The sequence below is a fragment of the Rhodothermales bacterium genome, from assembly GCA_013002345.1.
Classification (GTDB): Bacteria; Bacteroidota; Rhodothermia; order Rhodothermales; family JABDKH01; genus JABDKH01.
Window position 1 is genome coordinate 28,114 of sequence record JABDKH010000096.1, and the last position, 20,324, is coordinate 48,437.

A 20,324-nucleotide genomic window follows, 5' to 3' on the forward strand; every position below is an offset into this window, starting at 1 on the left:
ATCGGATCGCAACGTTTCCGCATGCAGTCACGACGGCTGACATATGACGTGAACGGCGGCTCTCGATAACGACGGAAGGTACGTAGACCCTCGTAGATGTGTCCAGTCATTAGTGGCACGCGGGGGTTCGCATGAAGACAACATCTTATTTCCGAAACTGTGTACTCCGGAGGCGCCCGTACATCCGACCCGAATGGTGCCTCGAGGCCGTTACGAGTCCATCGTTCATACAGACACAGCCAGACGGACGAATCCGGCACTGGATATTCGGCGCAGAACTTGAACGCTATTTGCGCGTGGTCACCCTGGCGGACAGGGAGACTATATCACAACGCGTTTCCAGATCGAGGTTTCAAACCACGCAGACCATGAAATTCGAATACTACTCGGATACAGACACGTTGTACATCTCCCTCAGAGATGAGCCAGGGACCGATGCCCGCGAAGTAGCACCCGACATCGTCCTGGACGTCAGTGACTCCGGTGATGTTGTTGGGATCGAGATCGAGAGGGCCAGTACGAGGACCGACCTCTCCGAAGTCAAGTTGTCGCACCTGCCGGTACGCGAGCTGGTCTGAGGAAGGATGGCGAAGTCGTCAGGAAGTTTGTGGCAACCGTGTTCTGCGGCGCCGGACCAGCGTCACCGTCCGACCCTCCCCTCCATGGCAGAAGACGCCTGTGCGTAGAATCGACGCGGAATCCGACCGGCGCGATACGCCGTCCGGCCAGCCTCCACAGCCTTCTTCATGGCGACCGCCATTTCGACCGGGTGCTTCGCCCGCGACACGGCTGAGTTGAGCAGGACGCCATCATAGCCCAGCTCCATCGCGCGGGCCGCATCGCTCGCCGTACCGATGCCTGCATCTACAACGAGCGGCGTATCGGGGATAAGCTCCCGAACAAGTTGCAGGTTGTACGGGTTGACGAGTCCCATGCCGCTTCCGATAGGTGAAGCGAGCGGCATTACCGCGGCACAGCCCATATCCGCCAGCTTACGGCACGAAATCGGATCGTCGTTGCAGTATGCAAACACAGTGAAGCCGTCATCAATCAACGTCTTCGCGGCACGCAACAGCTGTTCAACGTCGGGCATCAGCGTCTCGTCATCGCCAATCACTTCAAGCTTGATCAGGTCCGTCTCCAGGGCCTCTCTGGCAAGCTGGGCAACGAGTACGGCCTCCGTCGACGTGTAGCAGCCCGCGGTGTTTGGAAGAAGCGCAAATTCGCGGCTCGAGAGCAAGTCCATGAACCCTCCCTCGGACTGGTCCTTGAGATTTACTCGACGGATCGCGACGGTCACCAATTCCGTGCCGGAGGCGTCCAGCGCTTCCAGCATCGTGCCGGGATTCGGATAGCCGCTGCTGCCCAGGAAGAGCCTCGACGCTAACTCAAGCGACCCCATCTGAAGCACGTCGCCCGCACCGACGGTGGCTGTCACATTATCGTCCATCATTCGTGTTGTTTTGATTTCGACGGAGCAAGCCAGGGCGCCTCGCGGAAGCAAGGAGACTGACGCATTCACATGATACCTGCGCCACCCCAAAATGATACTGGATCATCGTGAAAAATGGATGCTGGCGCACGGTTCGAATGAAGCACAGCGGCACTCAATACCGCGATAATCCACAGAAGCATCTTGAAGATGCGCCGCCGTGTTGCCGATCTTTCGGCCATCGATCTCTACCTACCTGTGGCCATGATTAAGAAGCAACCCATCAAGAAGTCGAAAAAGATCAAGGTGACGTTCGTTCTGCCAGGCGATCACCCGTACGGAAAGATCTCCGTAGTGGGCGATTTCAACGGCTGGGACGCGTCGGCGAATAAGTTCGGCAAGCGCAACAACGGCACCTACAGCACGTCGGTCAAGCTCGATGCGGGCCAGCGCCTCGGCTTCCGGTACTTCGCAGACGATGGCCGCTGGGTCGACGAAGACGATGCGGACGGCCATGAGCCGACCCCGTTCGGGTCGGTCAACTGCATCCTCGAGACCTGAGACCCGCAGGATCTGCGATACCCGGTCCTGCCACGACCCACAGCGTCGCTGCCTCACGCAGGCAAGACGCTAGGCTGAATTCCCGCAGAGCGTTGGGCTGCAATTATTTGCATTTGAGAATGAGGGACCGTGGCGAGGGGCACAAATCGTTGTGCGGATGACCCTCGACCTCCTTGGAAGCAGGCCGGCATGACCCCCGTCCCGCGATAGCCTAGCCCCCCTGTTGGGCCGTTACGATCTCAATTCGATCGCCGGCGGCAACACGTGTGTCGGTCCAGGCTTCACGACGAACCACCTCGTCGTTCATAGCAACCGCAACACCGCGCACAGCATCGGGATTCAGCCCGACCGCGCGGACTACATCCGTCAACAGGGCTCCGTCCTTCACCTGAATGGCGTCACCGTTGACGGTGACGGTGTACGTGCTGTTCTGGTTCATCTGGCTTGATTCAGTGCGTTGAGACGGCATTCGACGGTGCGAAAGGCGCGATCCACGGGCCGTGCTCTCCCGTGAGGACGAGGCGGGCGATTTCCTCCGACGTGATCGGCGCCAGCATGATGCCGTGACGGTAGTGGCCCGTCGCATAGATGATGCCTTCACCGGCCTCTCCCAGCAGCGGCCGGTGGTCCTGGCTCGCGGGTCGCAGTCCGGCCCACACATCCACAAGCGGCAGATCGTAAATGCCCGGTACCGTCTCCCAGGCGCCCTCAAGAATTTGATAAATGCCACCGGCTGTGACATCCGTGTCGAACCCCATTTCCTCACTCGTCGCCCCGACGAGCAATCGGCCGTCCGACTTCGGAGCGAGGTAGGCATGGGGCCCGCGGATGACGTGCGTCAGGTTGAACGGAGGGATCACTCGCAGCTCGGCCATCTGTCCCTTGACCGGACGAACCTTCGGGCGAAGCTCCGACGGTATTCCGCCGATTTGCCGGGACCATGCGCCGGCCGCAAGAATCACGCAGCCTGCCTCTATAGTGTCGCCCTCTGACGTCAGGACTTTTGCAGGCGCTCCGGCGTGGATCTCCGCGACTTCGCAGTGCTCCTTCAACTCGCCTCCTGCCTTCCTGAATACGTCAACAAGCGCCTCTACCACCGCACGATTGTCTACCTGATGGTCGTGCGGGGAAACAACTGCAGCGGTAATACGGGGCCCCAGAAACGGCTCGATCTCCAGTGCTTCCGGCCTGGTCAGCCACCTCATGTCGAGTCCATGCTGCATCTGAAAATCGTACACCCGCTTGAGGGCCTCGGCGCTGTCGGGGTCATCGGCGACGATCAGTGTCTCTTCGGACCGGAAGTCAAGATCGCGCCCTGAGGCGGACGAAAGTCGGTCTGCAAACGCAGGCCAGCGCAGCATGCTTTCCCTACTGAGTTTGTAGACTTCGAGTTCTTCAAACCCGATCTCGGCGCTGGCTGCAAGCATACCGGCAGCCTGCCACGAAGCGGCACGTCCCGCCCGGTCGCGTTCGAGAATTGTTACCTTTCGACCGGCGTCTGCGAGCAGCCACCCGATTGAAAGTCCAATTATTCCACCTCCGACAATGACGATCGGATCAGAAGGGGTTCCGTTGGTCAACAGACGTCCTCACAGCAGACTGTTAGATATGGTTTTCGCATTGTGCCGAAGGACTACGACATAGTCATTGCCGGAGCGGGCCTTGCCGGCACGTGCTCCGCGTTACACCTTGCAAACCGGGAAAGGATTCTACTGGTTGATTCCGGAAACCCGCCCGGCGGTGCGACAGCGGCGGCGGCCGGACTGGTCAATCCGTTCATGGCCCGCAAGGCGCGGCCGGCGTGGCGCCACAGAGAAGCCCTTGATGCACTCAAAGCTACGCTGCAAATGACGAATTCGGCCCACCTGTTCCGGGCGAATGGCGTGCTGCGACCAGCCCGGGACCTCGAGCAGGCGGCGCACTTCAAGGCGACGGCGGCATCGCACTCCGAGTGCCGCTGGCTGACTCCGCCAGAAGCGCACGAGCAATATCCGGAAGTACGCAGTCCTCACGGCTGCCTTATGGTTGCGTCCGGCGGCGCGGTCGGAATCTCGGCCTTCATCGAGGGCGCCCACACACGTCTTCGCCAGCAGGGCGTATCCATCCGGCTGGGCGCCACGGTGAGCGGCTTCATAGAATCGTCCGATGGAGTGGTCGTTGAGTTTCGGGATTCACCCCACGATAGCGTGCGATGTACGACGCTTCTGCTCGCGTGCGGAGCCGGCTTCCGGTCGTTCCCGTGCCTCGAATCCCTCGGCCTGCACGCCGTGAAGGGGCAAACCGCCGACGTGCGACCGCGACGGCCGCTCGTTCATCTTCCGCATATTGCCGGGGCCGGCTACGCGGTCGTCGACGACTTTCGTGTGACGATCGGCAGCAGCTTCGAGCACGATTTCACGGATCAAGCGCCTGATCCCGAGGTCGGCCACGAACTCATCGCGCGGGCCGCCGAAATGCTTCCGTCGATTGCGAACGCAGACGTTATCGGCCATCATGCCGGACTCCGGGTATCGGTTGCAGGACATCGCCTTCCGATTCTTGGTCCCGTGCCGGGTCACGATCGAGTCTGGACGTTCACCGGCCTCGGTTCGAAGGGCCTCTTGATGGCGCCCCTCATTGCTAAAGACCTGCCCGCATACCTTGATGCGCCCGGGAGTATACCGCCTGAGATTCGGATTTCGGGTTGAAACGACCTGAGCCCCGATTTTCGACCGGCACGTGACGCCAAGTGCGTGAATCACGCGTGGATCCCGACCTGCGGCTGTTCTGTGCGTTGTCGTCCGCAACATGCATTCGTACCTTGAAATCTTGCGCAATCGACGTCGCAAATGTCCGAAATTGAAGCATAAACCAGATCGATACCGCCGAGGATTACCATGGCAGAAGTGACAACCTCCGCATTGGCCGACATACTTGGAGAGAAGGCCGGCTACCTGCTGGACCACCAGTGCAAGACCATCTCAAAGGAAGACCTGATCCTCCCGGGACCAGACTTTGTCGACCGTGTCTTCGCCGCATCGGACCGCTCTCCACGAGTACTTCGGTCGATCCAGGACCTTCTCGGCCATGGTCGCCTGGCGAACACCGGCTACGTGTCGATTCTTCCCGTGGACCAGGGCATCGAGCACTCGGCAGGAGCCTCCTTTGCCAAGAACCCGATCTATTTTGATCCGGAAAACATTGTCAAGCTCGCCATCGAAGGCGGCTGCAACGCAGTGGCTTCGACGTTCGGCGTGCTGGGTATTGTGGCCCGCAAATACGCCCACAAGATTCCGTTTGTGCTCAAGATCAATCACAATGAACTGCTGACGTACCCCAACACGTACGACCAGATCATGTTTGCCAGCATCGATGATGCGTATGACATGGGATGTGTCGCAGTAGGTGCCACGATCTACTTCGGATCGGAGGAATCAGGCCGCCAGCTTCAGGATGTCTCAGAAGCCTTCTCGTATGCGCACGACCTCGGGATGGCGACCATCCTCTGGTGCTATATGAGAAACAGTGGCTTCAAGGTGAACGGTGTGAACCACGAAGGAAGCGCCGACCTTACAGGCCAGGCGGATCATCTCGGCGCCACCATCGAGGCCGACATCGTAAAACAGAAGCAGCCGACGCAGACGGGCGGCTACAAGGCGTTGAACACGGGAGACTCGAGCTACGGCAAGCTGGACGAGCGCATCTACACGGAGCTCAGTACGGATCACCCGATTGACCTCACCCGATATCAGGTTGCGAACGGCTACATGGGCCGCGTCGGACTCATCAACTCCGGCGGCGCATCGGGATCGAACGACCTCCAGCAGGCCGTCCAGACCGCCGTGATCAACAAGCGTGCCGGTGGCATGGGACTCATCTCCGGCCGCAAAGCGTTCCAGCGTCCGATGAAGGACGGAGTTGGCATCCTGAACGCCATCCAGGATGTATACCTCAACGACGAGGTGACGATTGCCTGACGACGGCAGCGGACAGAAATTCAAGGCGCTCGCGGTTGAACTGCGGGCGCCTTTTTTTCTTGAAATCGCCAGCTTCGTTCATCAACACGTGTCGGCTCAAACGAACGCACCGGGCACTGAGGTTGACTTGTCGATCCGCTCGAACGAAACTCTCTCCATCCAACACTTCCTCGATCCGAAACAGGCATCATGAAACGATCATCCTTCGTGTTTCTCGCTGTTGCTCTCGCTGTGGCTGCTTCCGTCCCTGGTGCCTCCGCTCAGGACGGCCTCAAGATCTACATCTCGGCAGATATGGAGGGTGTGGCAGGAGCCGTGACGGGCGAACAACTCGGTCCCTCAGGCTTCGAGTATCAGCGCTTTCGGCAGTTCATGACCGATGAAGTCAACGCGGCCATCGAGGCGGCTTTCGCGGCGGGCGCAACCGAAATCCTAGTGAGCGACTCCCACGGCAACGGACAGAACCTCCTCATCGATCAACTGCCCGAGAACGTCAGAGTGATTCGATCGTGGCCGCGGCCGCTGGGCATGATGGCTGGAATCGACGCGTCGTTCGACGGCGTTATCTACATCGGCTATCATACGAGTACGACCAATACAGAGGGCGTGCGCGCGCACACCATGTCCAGCGCCCGTCTGACGGCAGTCAAACTGAACGGCGTGCCCGTTTCCGAGGCGGCGTTCAACGCAGCCATCGCCGGACACTTCGGCGTTCCAGTCATCATGGTCTCCGGTGACGACGCCATAATCGAGGAGACCCGACAGATCGTGGGCGACGTGGAGGGTGCGATCGTCAAGCGAGCCCTCGGCTTCCACTCGGCCGAGACGATGACCCCGGTCGCGGCCAACCACGTCATTCGTGACGGGGTAACAGCGGCAGTCAGGCGCATCGATGACTTCCGGCCGTACCAATTGAAAGGCCCCGTCGAACTCGAGGTAAGCATGAAGAACTATCGGCCTGTTGAACTGCTTGGCTATCTGCCGAATGTGGATCGCGTGGACTCACACACCATTCGCTTCGTGGCAAAGGACATGACGGAAGCGTCCGGTTTCATGACGTTCATTCTCAGCTACAACGCCGACCTCGCGCCCTGAAGCATCTGATCAGACATTCATCCGCTCGAACCCTTTCTCGACGTCGGAGCGTACCACAACGGGCGACCGAAGACCGCAACAGGCAGTTCGCTCGCCGGCATTTCACCGGCGTATATTTATCGGATATCACAAAGAGAAGAAGACAGAAATGACGGAGATCACGAAGGCGGAACAAGACATCAAGACGCCCGACCCGGACGGGGTCGCGATCATCGACGAGGACCTGCTCGACCGCTATACCGCCCACTATCCCGAGTGGGCGAAAGAATTTGCGCGCAAGTACTTCACGAAGACGTTCACGCAGTTCATCCTGTACGGCAACGTTCGTGATCTCGTGCCGACGGAGGACAAAGATGGCAAGACCATCTACGAGCCGTTGCGACGATTCCTGATGAACGATCTGTTCGCCGCACGCGACTACGTCATCTTCTTCGACCGCTCCTCCGGTATCCACTTTGCCGACAAGGCCTCGCAGGCAGACTTCAATCGCGCGCTGTCGGGATATGACACCATTTTCGGCACCGACTTCGCCAAGAAACTGCCGAAAGATCCGGTGCGCGTGCTGTCCGTCCTGGAGAATTATTTCCGACTGCGCCTGGCCGACGGCAAACGCGTCGCGTGCGTGATCGACTATGCCGAGACCATCGTGCCCATGGCCGAGGCGTCGATGTATTCTTCGGAAGACCGGAATGCTCTCGTCTTTCTACAGAAGTGGTCGCACGATCCCACGTTTCTCCGAAGTGACTTCACGGTATGTCTCGTAACCGAGAACCTCCGCGACCTGAATCAGCAGCTCGTTCAGAGCCCGTACACGGCGGAGATTCAGATCGTCATGCCGAATGAGAGCGAACGTCTCAAGTACGTGCGCTCTTATCTCGCGGATAAGGAGAAGATCTGGCAGGATCGGTCCGAGGTCACGGTGGAGGCCCTGGCGCAGAACACGGCCGGGCTGAACCACGTCCAGCTCCGAACGATACTCGCGGACGTTCTTGAGAATCGGACAGAGCTCACGTACGACACGCTCTCAGAACTCAAGAAAGCGTTCATCGAGGCGGAGGCGTACGGACTGCTTGAATTTATCGAGACCGACTTCACGCTCGAGATGGTAGCGGGTCACGAGCATGCGATCAAGCATCTGCGTCAGGCGGCTTCAGCACTGAAGGAGGGGCGTCGCGACGTCATGCCGATGGGCTATCTCGTGAGCGGACCGGTCGGCACCGGCAAGACCTTCACTATCACGTGCTTCGCGGGTGAGATAGGCATCCCGATGGTGAAATTGAAGAACTTCCGCTCGCAATGGCAGGGCGTCACGGAGGGCAATCTGGAAAAGATTCTTCACCTGCTTGAGGCGATGACGCCGGTCGCCGTCATGATTGACGAGGCGGATGCGCAACTCGGTCAGCGCGACGTTCAGGGTGACTCCGGCGTGTCGAAACGTGTGTTCGGGCAGATCGCTTCGTTTATGAGCGATACGAAACACCGGGGCAATATCATTTTCTTCCTCGTGACGGCCCGGCCTGATCTCATGCCGATCGACCTCAAGCGGCAGGGCCGCGCCGAGGAACACATCGCGTTGTTTTACCCGTCGTCGCGCGAGGAGCGCGAAGAGCTGCTGACCGTCATGATGAAGCGAACAAATGTCTCGCTACCGATGGAGGAGGTTGCGGATTCGTTGCTGAACGGCGAGGTCACTCTGAGCGGAGCAGACATGGAGGCGCTAATGACGCGCGCGAAGTTTCGGGCGGCGCCGAAGGGCACGGTGACCGGCCAGATCCTGAAGGAGACCGTCGAGGATTTCATTCCGCCAACGTATCCGTTGGAAGTCGAGTTGCAGACGCTTTCGGCCGTGTTGGAATGCACAAGCCGCGCTCTGCTGCCGGAGAAATACCGCAACATGAATCGGGAATCCATCGTGCGACGCGTCGAAGAGTTGAATCGCCTTATCCGTTAGTTCGCATGTTCATCTGCAAAGTCACGGGCACTGTCGTTGCTACGCGCAAGCCCGAGGTCTTTGAGACCTCAAAGCTTCTGATCGTGCACCCCGTCGATCTCGATGGCGAGTGCGAGGGCGACGAGGACATGCTTGCGCTCGACCCTCGTTACAATGCGGGTGAGGGCGACTACGTGCTTGTGGTACGTGAAGGAGCAGCCGTGAGGCAGTTGGTCGGCGAAGACGACGTCCCGACCAACGTCGTGATCGTAGGAGTTGTGGACGAGTGGTCGGTGGATACCGACGCGTAGCCGCCAATCAACCTGAAAGCGACGACAACCGGTTGCGGTTCTTCTTCGCGAAGATCGTTCATGCTCGAGGCCAGCCGCCGGACCGGACGTCCCGTGCAACCGCTTGGCGCCAGGCCGCACAAGAACCCGCTATGCTTCCCGCAGCAAACACCCCTCGAGCGTCAACCCGGGTCCGAATGCCATCGCGACGGCGGTCTTCGGGCCATGCCCCGAAACCGCCTCTGCCCTCCTCCGAAGTAACCGGTCCAACACGAACAGGATCGTCGGCGAGCTCATGTTGCCGTTCATTCGGAGTACGTCCAGGCTATCCGCCACCTGGTCGTCGCTCAGTTCCAGCGCCTGCTGCGCCCGTTCGACGATAGCCCTGCCGCCCGGATGAATTCCCCAGAAATCAACATCCTCCCTGGAGAGATCGCTGCGACTCAACATCCCGTCGAGGAATGGTCCCACGTGTGATGCAATCACAGCCGGCACCCGCGGCGAAAGACCCATGCTGAACCCGGTATTTCCGATGTCCCACGTCATGTAATCCTCCGAGTCGTCGTCGATGAGCGAGGCGTTGTCGGTATAGACGAGTTTGCCCGCCGCATCGCTCTCCTCACATGACGACAGCACGGCGGCAGCCGCGCCGTCCGAGAACAGCGAGTTGATCACCGCGTCCTCCATCGAGTCCGTTACCTGGAAGTGCAGCGTGCACAGCTCCGCGCACACAAGCAGAACGCGGGCACCCGGATGCGACTTGCAGAAACCGTCGGCTACCCGCAGACCATTGAACGCGGCATAGCATCCCATGAAGCCGATAAGTGCGCGCCGCGTCGACGCGGGAAGTCCGAGCTTCTTGACCAACATGATATCCAGTCCCGGCGCAAAGAAGCCCGTGCAACTGACGGCAACCACGTGCGTGATTTCATCGGCCGTGAGTCCGGCGGCGTGGATCGCATCCCGGGCGACCTGCTCCGCCATCGGAAGGACCGCCTGGCGGTACATGGTATTGCGTTGTTCGGTCGTCGGCGCGGGCTTGAGATCCCAGTTGGGCGGGTAGAACTCGAATCGGGCAGGATCGTCGTGCAGATAATCCGGAATGCATGAGTATCTGTATTCGATTGCTGACTTCTGGTACAGCTCCGGTACGCGACTGCGGATGCGATCTGGCAGGGACGTGATCCTGCTGATGAACTCTGCCGCCTCAGACTGCGGCCGACCGTACGGCGGATGCCCCGTGGCTATCGAGTCAAGGACGGTTACCATAGACGGCTTCCAGATTAGTTGACGACCGACACTTCGAGGGACCGGCGTGAGTGTGATTCAGTCTTCTGCTCGCTTGGCCTCGTCCCAGAGGGCATCCATCTCCTCCAGGCCGGCGTCGACGACCGAACTGCCGCGTGCATCAAGTTCCGACTCGATGTACTGAAACCGATCCGCGAACTTCCCGATTGTGTGGCGGAGGGCGTTCTCCGCGTTCAAGCCAGTGAGGCGGGCATAGTTGACGAGAGAGAACAACAGATCGCCGAACTCCCTGTCACGCTCGGCGTCGGCGGACCCGGTCCGATCCAGTCGCTCGAACTCTTCCAGCTCCTCGCGCACCTTGTCCCACGCATCGGCAGGTGTAGGAAAGTCAAACCCTACGCCGGCCGCCTTCTCCTGCATGCGGTGGGCACGCAGAAGCGCCGGAAGCTGGGCCGGAATGCCTCCGATTACAGACTTCCGCTCACCTTCGCTCAGCTTGATCTCCTCCCAGTTGGCGAGGACCTCGCCCACGTTTTCCACATCCACATCGCCAAACACATGCGGGTGCCTTCGGACAAGTTTTTCCGTCTCCGTCTGGATCACATCTTCCAACGTGAAATAGCCATTCTGATTCGCTATAACACTATGAAATACAACATGAAGCAGCAGATCGCCAAGTTCGCGCTTTAACTCCGACCAGTCGCCTGCGTCGATGGCCTCGACGGTCTCGTAGGCCTCTTCGATCAGGAGATGTTTGACGGAATCGTGCGTCTGCTCGCGGTCCCAGGGGCAGTCCCGCCGGAGCTGTCGAACAATTGCGACGAAATCGGCATAGGCGTCGATCCCGGCGCTACCTTCTTCGAACTGAGAATCGTAAATTTTCGACATCAGGAAACTGATTGACGCTTCATAATACAACCGGCCTCAGTGTCTCCCCGCCGATTTGCCATTCCGCACACGCTTCTTGTGTGAAGAGCGGCAAGAGATCACGAATGGCTGCGTGTTTCGAGGTTATTCCGGGGCACCGGAATGTGTCTTAACAGTTAACTGTACCCCGCGGTGAGTCGCCGGGGGGAAGTTACATCTCCTGGTGGATTCGTGCTGAAGAGTGAACAGCCGGAATGTCCGGTGGACTCGTAAGGAATCGCCAGGGGCTCGTGTTATAGTTAATTAGTCAGGAGGTGTAATAATGGCACGTGGACTGAACAAGGTTATGCTGATCGGCAATCTCGGCCAGGACCCGGAGTTGCGTTATACGGGCTCGGGGACGGCCGTCTGCAACATCAGGCTGGCGACGAATGAGTCGTACAAGGATGCCAGCGGTCAGCTCGTCGATCGAACGGAATGGCACACGGTGGTGGCATGGAGTCGTCTAGCGGAGATCTGCGCCGAGTACTTGAAGAAGGGCTCGCAGGTCTACTTCGAAGGCTCCCTGCAAACGCGTTCGTACGAGGATCGTGATGGAAACACGAAGTACGTCACCGAGGTGAAGGCCCGTGAGATGATGATGCTTGGTGGGCGTGGCGCCGAGAACGGCATGGGCGGCAGCGGCGCATCGTATCAAGAGCGAGCGCAGGAGCCGGCAGCGGTTTCGGACTCGAGCAGCGCAACGTTCGAGCCGGACGACGAATTGCCGTTCTAACGACGATCGTCAATCCAGATTTGAATCCCCTTCGCTCGCTGCGGAGGGGATTTTTTTCTTGAACGGAGCGCTCAACCCGACGGCACATCAACGTGCGGCGGTGAATAATGAACTCTCCATCACGGACGATCGTGTCTGCCCGACGCCTCCGTGATGTCACGTTTTTTGTGGACTGTGTTATCTTCCGACTTCGCTCGACGTACGGCCACCCCAAGCAAATCCGGAATAACTCATGGCGATCGCGCCCTCCGACCGAGGATTATGGACCTCGAAGACCGGCTTCATCCTCGCCGCAGCGGGATCAGCGATCGGTCTTGGCAACATCTGGCGTTTCCCGTTTACGGCGGGTGAGAACGGTGGCGGAGCCTTCGTGCTCATCTACCTCATGTTCGTTGCGTTGATCGGAATACCGGTCCTCCTCGCGGAGCTTTCGATCGGCCGTCAGACCGAACGGAATCCCGTCGGCGCATTCAAGGCACTTGTTCCGGGCTCCTGGTGGCCTGTCGTAGGCGGACTCGGCGTTGCCACCGGATTCGGCATCCTTTCCTTTTACAGTGTCATCGCAGGGTGGACGCTCGCGTATCTCTACAAGGCGATTGTCGGCGGCTTCGGCATGAATCTCACGGCGGCAGATAGCGAAGCGATATTCGGAGAGATTGTCGGTGATCCTCTGCTCGCGATCGTACTCACTGTCGCCTTTCTCCTGCTTACTATCCTCGTTGTGCGTGGCGGCGTCTCCGGAGGAATCGAACGGGCGACGAAGGTCCTGATGCCACTTCTCTTCATCCTCCTTGTCATTCTTGCTATTCGGGCCGTGACGTTGCCCGGCGCGATGGAGGGCGTGTCGTACCTGTTCAAGCCTGATTTCTCCGAGATCACGACGAGCGTGGCCATGAACGCGCTGGGGCAGGCACTATTCAGCCTGAGCCTCGGGATGGGTGCGATGATCACCTATGGATCCTACTTCCCGAAATCGGAGAACCTGCCTATCGCCGGCGTCTCGGTGGCCGTCTTCGACACCCTGATCGCTGTATTGGCCGGATTGATCATCTTCCCGGCCCTCTTCGCCGTGGGCGTTGAGCCGGGTGCAGGTCCGAGCCTGGTCTTTGTCGTGCTGCCAACCATATTCGACAGCCTCCCGGCCGGGGGCTTCTTCGCCATCGCGTTTTATTTCCTGCTCACGATCGCCGCTCTTACGTCAACAATAAGCTTGCTTGAGGTCGTCGTCTCATATTTCGTGGACGAGCGTGGCTGGTCGCGCAACAAAGCCGCATGGGTGCTCGGAAGCACGTGTATGGTGCTGGCTGTGCCGTCGGCGCTGTCGCAGGGCGCGAATGCTACCTTGACGAACATGGCCGGTGGCGGCTTCCTGAATCTGCAGAACATCATCTGGGGAAATTTCTCCCTGAGTATCGGTGCGCTGCTGATATGTGTGTTCGTCGGCTGGAAATGGGGCGTGCCTGCTGCGCGCGCGTCACTGGAGGGCGGCGGTTTCGCCTTGCCGGCCGCAGGGCTGTGGAGCTTCCTGATCCGCTTTGTATGCCCGGTAGCAGTCGCGATTGTGCTGATCTTTATCATCGTGACGGGCAACTACTTCTAGGCGCGCGGACCGCCACTGGAATCAGGGTGCGTGCGGCAGCCACGGATGAGTTATATTTGACCGACCGCCACTGTTTGCGCCGTTGAACTAATCGAGGCCGTTACCCTCGCCTGCCTTGGACCCCGCCCCTGCGTCTGAGACGCTAGCCGTTCTCCTCTTACAGACCGCCGCAGTCCCTACCCTGGACGTGATGACGCTTGCGGTGGAATTCCTCATCTTCTGCCTGCTCCTGGGAGCGTCTGCCATGTTCTCCGGTAGCGAGGTCGCTCTGTTCTCCCTCGACTGGAGCGCTCGCGACCTCCTCGCCGAATCGACCGACAAGGCCAGCAAGCGGGTACTGAAGCTGCTCGAGCATCCCCGCGAGCTGCTCGTTTCGATTCTCATCCTCAACACGATCGTCAACGTAGCCGCGGCCATGATCGCGGCAGTCGCTACCGCTCAAGTTGCTCTTGCGTTTCAGTGGAACCCGGTCCTCACCGTAATCCTCGAGGTCATCGTTCTTGCGTTCGTCATTCTGGTCGTGAGCGAGATCACACCAAAGCTGCTCGCACGGCGCAACTCGATTCGTTTCAGCCGCCATGTGTCTACCGTCCTTCTTCCATTCCACAAGATCCTGCATCCGCTGTCACGCTCAATTTCGGGCCTCACAAAATCTCTCCACGGTCGCTTTAGTCCACTGCGACCGCTCTCCGGCGACGACGTCAAGGTGATGGCGGAAATCGGTGAAGCCCATGGAACGCTGGAAGAGGCGGAGCGGGAGCTAATCCACTCCATCGTCGAGTTCGGAGAAACGACGGTCAAAGAAGTGATGGTGAGCCGTCTGGATATTATCGCGATCGAGGTCTCCACCGGAATCGACGATGCGCTTGAGATCATCCGATCAAGTAGCCATTCGCGCCTTCCGCTCTACGTCGAGCACCTGGACAACATACTCGGCATCATCCACGCAAAGGACCTTCTCCCCAATCTGACCCACAACGGTGAGCCGAACCGCGCCGTCAACTGGCAGTCCATAGCGCGCAAAGCCATCTTTGTCCCCACGGGAAAGAAGCTTGATGATCTCCTGAAGGAATTTCAAGCGACGAAGACACATGTAGCGATTGCAGTCGACGAGTACGGAGGAACGGCCGGACTCGTGACGCTTGAGGACATCCTCGAAGAGATCGTGGGAGACATTCGTGACGAGTACGACGATGCTGAGGAAGCGCTGTACGAGAAGATCGGGAAGAACGCATATCGCTGCGATGCCCGCCTGGATCTCGACGACCTGAATGACATTCTCGGACTGGCGATAGATACCGACGTGTTCGACTTCGAAACACTCGGCGGACTCATACTGCACCTTTCAGGGGCCATACCGCCCGTCAACGATGTCTTCACCTATCATGGCCTCAAGATCACGGTGAAAGAGGTCGACGATCGGCGAATCAAGTCGGCTGATGTCGTGTTGATCGACCGCGACGTCACATCATCGGGTGGGTGAATCGGTGAATAATCTGATTAGCACCAGGACGTGTCCGTCGAGAGGCCCCGCCGTTTTGATCGCGCTCGTGCTCTTGACGTGCGGCACCGGATACGCACAATTGCCGCACTCCAATTTCACGACGGATTCCGGATCATACGTACGAGCGCGGATGTTGCACGCCGCACCACTCGTACAGCCACACGATACGGCGTTGCTGAGCAGCCCAAACGACCCCTGGCTGGGATTCGACAAGGTGCAGCACGCAACGTTTGGCTTTCTGTTCACGCTCGGTAGCCAGTATGTTTTCGTCAACAAGGCCGGACTCACAGAGCACGAAGCGCTTCCGCTGTCAATCGGTATCGCGGCCTCGGCAGGGCTCGCCAAGGAGTTGAGAGATCGGCGAAGCGGCTCGGGTGTTTTCAGCAAGCGCGATCTTGCGGCCGACCTATTTGGTATCTTAGTGGCGACGACGCTTATCCTGATTTGAGAACAAGACGAAGAACCACAAACAAGGCCAGATGACAGAAGTCAAGGAATACTGCGGCGTCTTCGGCATTCTCAACTCGTCCGATACGTCACGCTCGATTTACTACGGACTGCACGCCCTGCAGCACAGAGGACAGGAATCGTGCGGAATCGTGACCTCAACTTTTGACGAACACAAGAAGCGCAAGGTGATGCCCACGCATCGCGACTTCGGCCTGGTGCTGGACGTGTTCGACGATCCCGACATATTCGATACGAAACTGCTGGGAGCAGCAGGAATCGGCCACAATCGTTATTCCACGAGCGGGTCCGCGGGCAACCGATCCAATATCCAGCCCTTCGTGGTGAGCTATCGGAACGGAAACCTGGCGCTTGCTCACAACGGCAATCTCTCGAACGCCCGCGAACTTCGCCGAACATTCAGCGAGCGCGGTACCCTGTTTCAGTCGACCAGTGACAGCGAGCTGATCCTGCACCTGATCGCGCAGAGCAGGCGCCGGAAACGCATCGATCAGATTCTCGACGCGCTGTCGCAGCTCGAGGGCGCGTTCTCTCTCGTGATCCTGACGGATGAGGAGCTCATCGCCGTTCGCGATCCGAATGGCTTTCGACCTCTCGCCCTGGGTCGCGTGCCTGGAGGGGGCACAGATGGCAGCGATAGCTACTGCGTCGCAAGCGAGACCTGCGCGTTCGACCTGATCGGCGCCGAGTACGTTCGTGATGTGCTTCCGGGAGAGGTTGTCGTCATCGATCGCAATGGATGTGAGAATGGAGACTTCCGATCGTATTCACTTCCAAGCAGGTACGGCGTAAGTCAGTGTGTTTTCGAATACGTCTATTTCTCGCGACCCGACTCCAAGGTTTTCGGCGAGATGGTAGACAAGGTCCGGCGAAAGATCGGAAAGCAGCTGGCGCACGATGCACCCGTACCCGTCGTATCGCCGGAGGAAAAACAGCCGATCGTGATATCCGTGCCTGACTCCTCGAACACGGCCGCCCTGGGGTATGTCTCTGAATGTCAGAAGATGGGGCACCGCTGTCGATTTGAGATTGGCCTCATCCGCAATCACTACGTGGGACGGACGTTCATCTCTCCAGGCCAGGACATGCGTGAGCAGCGGGTCCGGTGCAAGTTCAACACAGTGGAAGGCGTGCTGAAGGACAGAATTGTCGTAGTGGTTGACGATTCAATCGTGCGAGGAACGACAGCCAAATTGCTGGTCCGGATGCTTCGGGAGGCGGGTGCCCGCGAAGTCCACTTCCGGGTCTCGTCACCGCCGGTGATCAGTCCATGCTATTATGGGATGGACTTCCCGAGCTACGAGGAATTGTTTGCCAATCAGTTCGACAACGAGCTGGCGAGAATGCAGTCGTGGCTGGAGGTGGACTCCCTCGGCTATCTCTCCGTCGAAGGCCTGATGGACGCGGTGAAATCGTCCAGCCGATCCGAGCACGGATTCTGCAATGCGTGCTTCAGCGCCAACTATCCGGTGCCGGTGGAGATAGGCGTAGCGAAAGAAGAGAACGATTGGTAGGCGAACCGCTTGCCGTTTATCGTCCCCGATCTCGCTGGTAAGATCTCATCGCCGGGGCATCTCGTCAGCGTCATCCCGATCCGCAGACGGAGGCAGCTTAGAGCCACGCGCGCTCACTGTTGTCAGTGCTAACGCAACGTGCGTTTCTCGCTTCGCATGCCACTACGAGCAACTCCGCGAGTGAGTACGAAGGTCGCCGACAGGGCACGCTTGTCGAGACGGATGCGGGGTAGAATCTCCGGATGACGATGTCATTTCCGCCCGGCAGCGGACGATGCCTAATCTGTTGCAAGCCTTTGCGATGACCGCGGGCATTCAAGCGACGAAGGAGAAATCGATTCGATGAACACGTTTAAATATGTAGATTTCGTGAACTTTCTGTGATGGTTCGTTCTGGAGCACCTAAACCGTGAAAAAATATGTTGCAATAGACGATAACTTTTTTAAGTTCATCCCTTGTTCACTGTTCTTATCAACCCCCCCGACTGACATGCGCAATCATGTAGACCTGGCAATCAGGAACACATCCGTATGGGCAGGGATAGTGGGGCTGCTTGCCTTCGTGGTGCTACAGCTGCTCTAGAAGAACTTGCCTCTCATCTCAGATCCATCCTGGATCACATCATCAAGCACGGTCGCTGATACAGCGAACGTGCTTTTTTCATTTCGAGTTCGACCCACCTTGCCTCACATTTGCGTAGTGTTGAATTCAACCAACTTCTCGACAAACGCCTCCAATCCGTTCGGCCATCATGCCCCCCTCCCTTCGATTACTCGTCGTGGTCAATGTCTATTCGCCTGACCTGGGCGGAGGCATTCTGTTCAGCGACCTGCTCGAAGGACTTGTCGAGCGAGGGGTCGACGTCACCGTAAGATGTGCATACCCGTACTACCCTGAGTGGACGGACAAGACGGGGCGCAACGGCCTGGCAATCCACCGCTACGAAGACCGCGGTGTTCACGTGGAGCGACTCGGGATCTATATCCCGGGCAATCCCAACTCTCTCGTGCAACGCATGGTGTACGAGTCCTCGTTCTTCTTTTCTCTTCTCCGGACGCTGCCGGGCAGCCGCCGGTTCGATCTCGTGATGGCGTACTGCCCCCTGGTCGGAGGCGTAGCATTTGGAGCGGTACTTAAACTGCTGTATCGCAAGAGACTGTGGCTCAATGTTCAGGACCTCTCAGCCGCAGCGGCGGCCGCCGGTGGAATAGCTTCGGGTGGCATCATCGGAAAAGTGCTGGAGTCTATCCAGTCTGTACTGTTCAACCGCGCAGAAGTGTGGAGTACCATCTCTCCTGTCATGCGCGAAAAGCTTAGCCCCATCGCCCGTCACGACCAGCCCGTGCTGCTTTTCCCGAACTGGATGCATCGATCGCTGGAAGAGGCTGTGCAGCAGTTTCCAAGGGACCCCAATCACCGCCCCGCTTCACCTGTCCGCCTGCTGTATTCAGGAAATCTCGGCACGAAGCAGGACCTTCAGCGCCTGTGCGAAAGCCTTCGGTCGAGCGATGTGGATTTCATCTTCGACATCCGCGCGGCGGGGAGCACCGCCAGGGCCCTGCGCGAGTGGGCCGCCAGAGGACAGGACGATCGGTTTCAACTGTCGGGTCTGTCCGACGAAGATGACTTCGCAAAGGCCCTCCAACAGGCTGACCTGTTTGTGATTACGGAAAAAAGTGGATCCGGAGGCTCATTCATTCCGAGCAAACTCGTGCCGGCCGCAGCCGCGGGTACACCCGTCCTCGCCATCAGTGACCGCGACAGCCCGCTCGGCGCCGAAGTGATCGAGAATCAAATTGGAATCCACCACACGTGGGACGATGTTCACAGAGTCGCCGATACGCTCGCCGGCCTGGCCTCCAATCCGAATTATGCATCGTGGCAAAAGAACAGCCGGAAGCGGGCGTCTTACTACGCACGCGACGCGGTCATCGATCGTTATTATCGACACATCGTCGAGGTCGCAGCGGACAGGTCGCCGTCTGCTGACGACGACGAGTGAGCCCGCCGCGGTCAGGCAAAGCCGCGATCTCCGCGTACATTCATCGGGTTGATGTCTTCCGGTGGAAGGTCTGAGTCACCCTCCTCGAGTCCGAGGTACCGGCGGACGTCCGCAAGCGGCAGATCCTCCCACGTCCCGTTGGAATAAAGCAGCCACACGATATCCTTGAAGATATCCAGCTTCTTGATCCGCCCTTCCCCCGCCGGCGTATTCACGACGGTATCGACTCGGGGGAATCGTCGTAGCGTGCTCATGTACTGTTCGAGCTCGTAGTTCAGGCAACACTTCAGCCGTCCACACTGGCCGCTGAGTCGAACCGGATTGAGAGGCAGGTTCTGGGTCTTCGCAGCCTGCGTCGTGACCGGCTTGAATTCCTGCAGCCATGTCGAGCAGCAAAGCTCACGCCCGCAGGATCCGATCCCACCGATTCGCGCGGCCTCATCTCGGGCACCGATCTGCCTCAACTCAACACGAGCGTGAAAACGCCGGGCGAGATCCCGAACGAGCTCCCTGAAGTCCACGCGGTTCTCTGCGGTGAAGTAAAAAGTCACTTTCTTATGATCGAACTGCCACTCCACATCGACGAGTTTCATGGGCAGATTGCGCCGCTCGATCGACTTCCTCCCCACCAGAAATGAATCCGTCTCCTTGCTCTTGTTCTCTTCGTAGCGATCGACGTCTGACGGAGTCGCCTTGCGCACGATGGTCGGAAGATCATTTTCCTCGTGGCCACCTTTAGACTTGAACCGCAGCCGAACCAGGTCGCCCGACATGTGGACGGTCCCGAAGTCGAGACCCCGGTCGGCCTGCACCAGGACAAAGTCGCCTGTACGTACCTGCAGGTCTCTCTGATTTCGGAAGAAGTTGCGTCGGCCCCCCTTGAACGAAACCTCGAAGACGTCGTAGTCGGTGGACTCGCCCGACGTATTGACTTCATTCAGCCAGTCGAAGACGTGCATCGTTGAGCAACCGGATCCGGACGCGCAGCCGCCGCCGCGGCACGCTCCGCCCGCCTGGCTCCCTCCGCCGGCCGAACAAGATCCGCAACCCATGTATGCCCTCTCGTATCGTTCTTGCCACA

Annotated in this window: 19 protein-coding genes and 1 pseudogene; 14 read left to right on the top strand and 6 right to left on the bottom strand. The window is 58.8% G+C overall.

The window, feature by feature from the left end; genetic code table 11:
* The first annotated feature begins 131 nt into the window (after positions 1 to 131).
* Positions 132 to 372, top strand: a pseudogene (locus HKN37_04985) (hypothetical protein).
* Positions 369 to 578 (top strand): DUF2283 domain-containing protein, encoded by a 210-nt coding sequence (locus HKN37_04990; GenBank protein NNE45999.1) that lies wholly within the window; start codon positions 369 to 371, stop codon positions 576 to 578. Before HKN37_04985 ends, HKN37_04990 begins: the two are co-directional and overlap by 4 nt.
* A gap of 62 nt (positions 579 to 640) precedes the next feature.
* Here the strand turns inward: HKN37_04990 and HKN37_04995 are convergent, their stop codons facing one another.
* On the bottom strand, positions 641 to 1,402 hold the full coding sequence (locus tag HKN37_04995) for a thiazole synthase (protein NNE46000.1): 762 nt from the start codon (positions 1,400 to 1,402) through the stop codon (positions 641 to 643).
* A gap of 294 nt (positions 1,403 to 1,696) precedes the next feature.
* On the opposite strand from HKN37_04995, the gene HKN37_05000 reads away from it, so the two are divergent.
* A complete protein-coding gene (locus tag HKN37_05000) occupies positions 1,697 to 1,993 on the top strand; it encodes a hypothetical protein (GenBank protein NNE46001.1) in 297 nt (98 codons plus the stop codon).
* 211 nt (positions 1,994 to 2,204) lie between these two features.
* Here the strand turns inward: HKN37_05000 and thiS are convergent, their stop codons facing one another.
* The gene (gene thiS, locus HKN37_05005) at positions 2,205 to 2,432 is read right to left on the bottom strand and encodes a sulfur carrier protein ThiS (GenBank protein NNE46002.1); all 228 of its coding nucleotides are present in this window, start codon (positions 2,430 to 2,432) and stop codon (positions 2,205 to 2,207) included.
* A gap of 10 nt (positions 2,433 to 2,442) precedes the next feature.
* Positions 2,443 to 3,573, bottom strand: coding sequence for a glycine oxidase ThiO (thiO, locus tag HKN37_05010; GenBank protein ID NNE46003.1), 1,131 nt, complete (start codon positions 3,571 to 3,573; stop codon positions 2,443 to 2,445).
* Positions 3,574 to 3,615: 42 nt separating this feature from the next.
* Here thiO and HKN37_05015 point away from each other — a divergent pair, with 42 nt between their 5' ends.
* The 5 genes from HKN37_05015 to HKN37_05035 all read left to right on the top strand — a co-directional run bounded on the left by HKN37_05015 (position 3,616) and on the right by HKN37_05035 (position 9,285).
* Positions 3,616 to 4,680, top strand: a complete 1,065-nt coding sequence (locus HKN37_05015) for an FAD-binding oxidoreductase (protein ID NNE46004.1) — start codon at positions 3,616 to 3,618, stop codon at positions 4,678 to 4,680.
* 189 nt (positions 4,681 to 4,869) lie between these two features.
* Positions 4,870 to 5,949 (top strand): class I fructose-bisphosphate aldolase, encoded by a 1,080-nt coding sequence (locus HKN37_05020; GenBank protein ID NNE46005.1) that lies wholly within the window; start codon positions 4,870 to 4,872, stop codon positions 5,947 to 5,949.
* 189 nt (positions 5,950 to 6,138) lie between these two features.
* Positions 6,139 to 7,044 carry a M55 family metallopeptidase gene (locus tag HKN37_05025; protein ID NNE46006.1) on the top strand — a complete coding sequence of 302 codons (906 nt, stop codon included), beginning with the start codon at positions 6,139 to 6,141 and terminating at the stop codon, positions 7,042 to 7,044.
* Positions 7,045 to 7,192: 148 nt separating this feature from the next.
* The gene (locus tag HKN37_05030; protein NNE46007.1) at positions 7,193 to 8,995 is read left to right on the top strand and encodes an ATP-binding protein; all 1,803 of its coding nucleotides are present in this window, start codon (positions 7,193 to 7,195) and stop codon (positions 8,993 to 8,995) included.
* A 5-nt stretch (positions 8,996 to 9,000) separates the two neighbouring features.
* Complete coding sequence (locus HKN37_05035) at positions 9,001 to 9,285, top strand: EutN/CcmL family microcompartment protein (protein NNE46008.1); 285 nt, start codon at positions 9,001 to 9,003, stop codon at positions 9,283 to 9,285.
* A gap of 129 nt (positions 9,286 to 9,414) precedes the next feature.
* Here HKN37_05035 and HKN37_05040 read toward each other — a convergent pair whose 3' ends face one another.
* Entirely contained in the window at positions 9,415 to 10,533 is a 1,119-nt protein-coding gene (locus HKN37_05040; GenBank protein ID NNE46009.1) for a type III polyketide synthase, read from the bottom strand.
* A 57-nt stretch (positions 10,534 to 10,590) separates the two neighbouring features.
* On the bottom strand, positions 10,591 to 11,400 hold the full coding sequence (mazG, locus tag HKN37_05045; protein NNE46010.1) for a nucleoside triphosphate pyrophosphohydrolase: 810 nt from the start codon (positions 11,398 to 11,400) through the stop codon (positions 10,591 to 10,593).
* Positions 11,401 to 11,701: 301 nt separating this feature from the next.
* Between mazG and HKN37_05050 the strand changes: the two genes are divergently transcribed.
* The 6 genes from HKN37_05050 (at position 11,702) to HKN37_05075 (ending at position 19,243) form a co-directional block, all read left to right on the top strand.
* The gene (locus HKN37_05050; GenBank protein ID NNE46011.1) at positions 11,702 to 12,154 is read left to right on the top strand and encodes a single-stranded DNA-binding protein; all 453 of its coding nucleotides are present in this window, start codon (positions 11,702 to 11,704) and stop codon (positions 12,152 to 12,154) included.
* A 232-nt stretch (positions 12,155 to 12,386) separates the two neighbouring features.
* Positions 12,387 to 13,754 carry a sodium-dependent transporter gene (locus HKN37_05055; protein NNE46012.1) on the top strand — a complete coding sequence of 456 codons (1,368 nt, stop codon included), beginning with the start codon at positions 12,387 to 12,389 and terminating at the stop codon, positions 13,752 to 13,754.
* A 187-nt stretch (positions 13,755 to 13,941) separates the two neighbouring features.
* Entirely contained in the window at positions 13,942 to 15,237 is a 1,296-nt protein-coding gene (locus tag HKN37_05060; protein NNE46013.1) for an HlyC/CorC family transporter, read from the top strand.
* A 4-nt stretch (positions 15,238 to 15,241) separates the two neighbouring features.
* A complete protein-coding gene (locus tag HKN37_05065) occupies positions 15,242 to 15,706 on the top strand; it encodes a hypothetical protein (GenBank protein ID NNE46014.1) in 465 nt (154 codons plus the stop codon).
* A gap of 31 nt (positions 15,707 to 15,737) precedes the next feature.
* Entirely contained in the window at positions 15,738 to 17,240 is a 1,503-nt protein-coding gene (locus HKN37_05070; protein ID NNE46015.1) for an amidophosphoribosyltransferase, read from the top strand.
* Between the two features lie 752 nt (positions 17,241 to 17,992).
* Complete coding sequence (locus tag HKN37_05075) at positions 17,993 to 19,243, top strand: glycosyltransferase family 4 protein (GenBank protein ID NNE46016.1); 1,251 nt, start codon at positions 17,993 to 17,995, stop codon at positions 19,241 to 19,243.
* An 11-nt stretch (positions 19,244 to 19,254) separates the two neighbouring features.
* On the opposite strand, the gene HKN37_05080 is transcribed toward HKN37_05075, so the two are convergent.
* Complete coding sequence (locus tag HKN37_05080) at positions 19,255 to 20,295, bottom strand: Signal peptidase-like protein (protein NNE46017.1); 1,041 nt, start codon at positions 20,293 to 20,295, stop codon at positions 19,255 to 19,257.
* Positions 20,296 to 20,324: the final 29 nt, after the last annotated feature.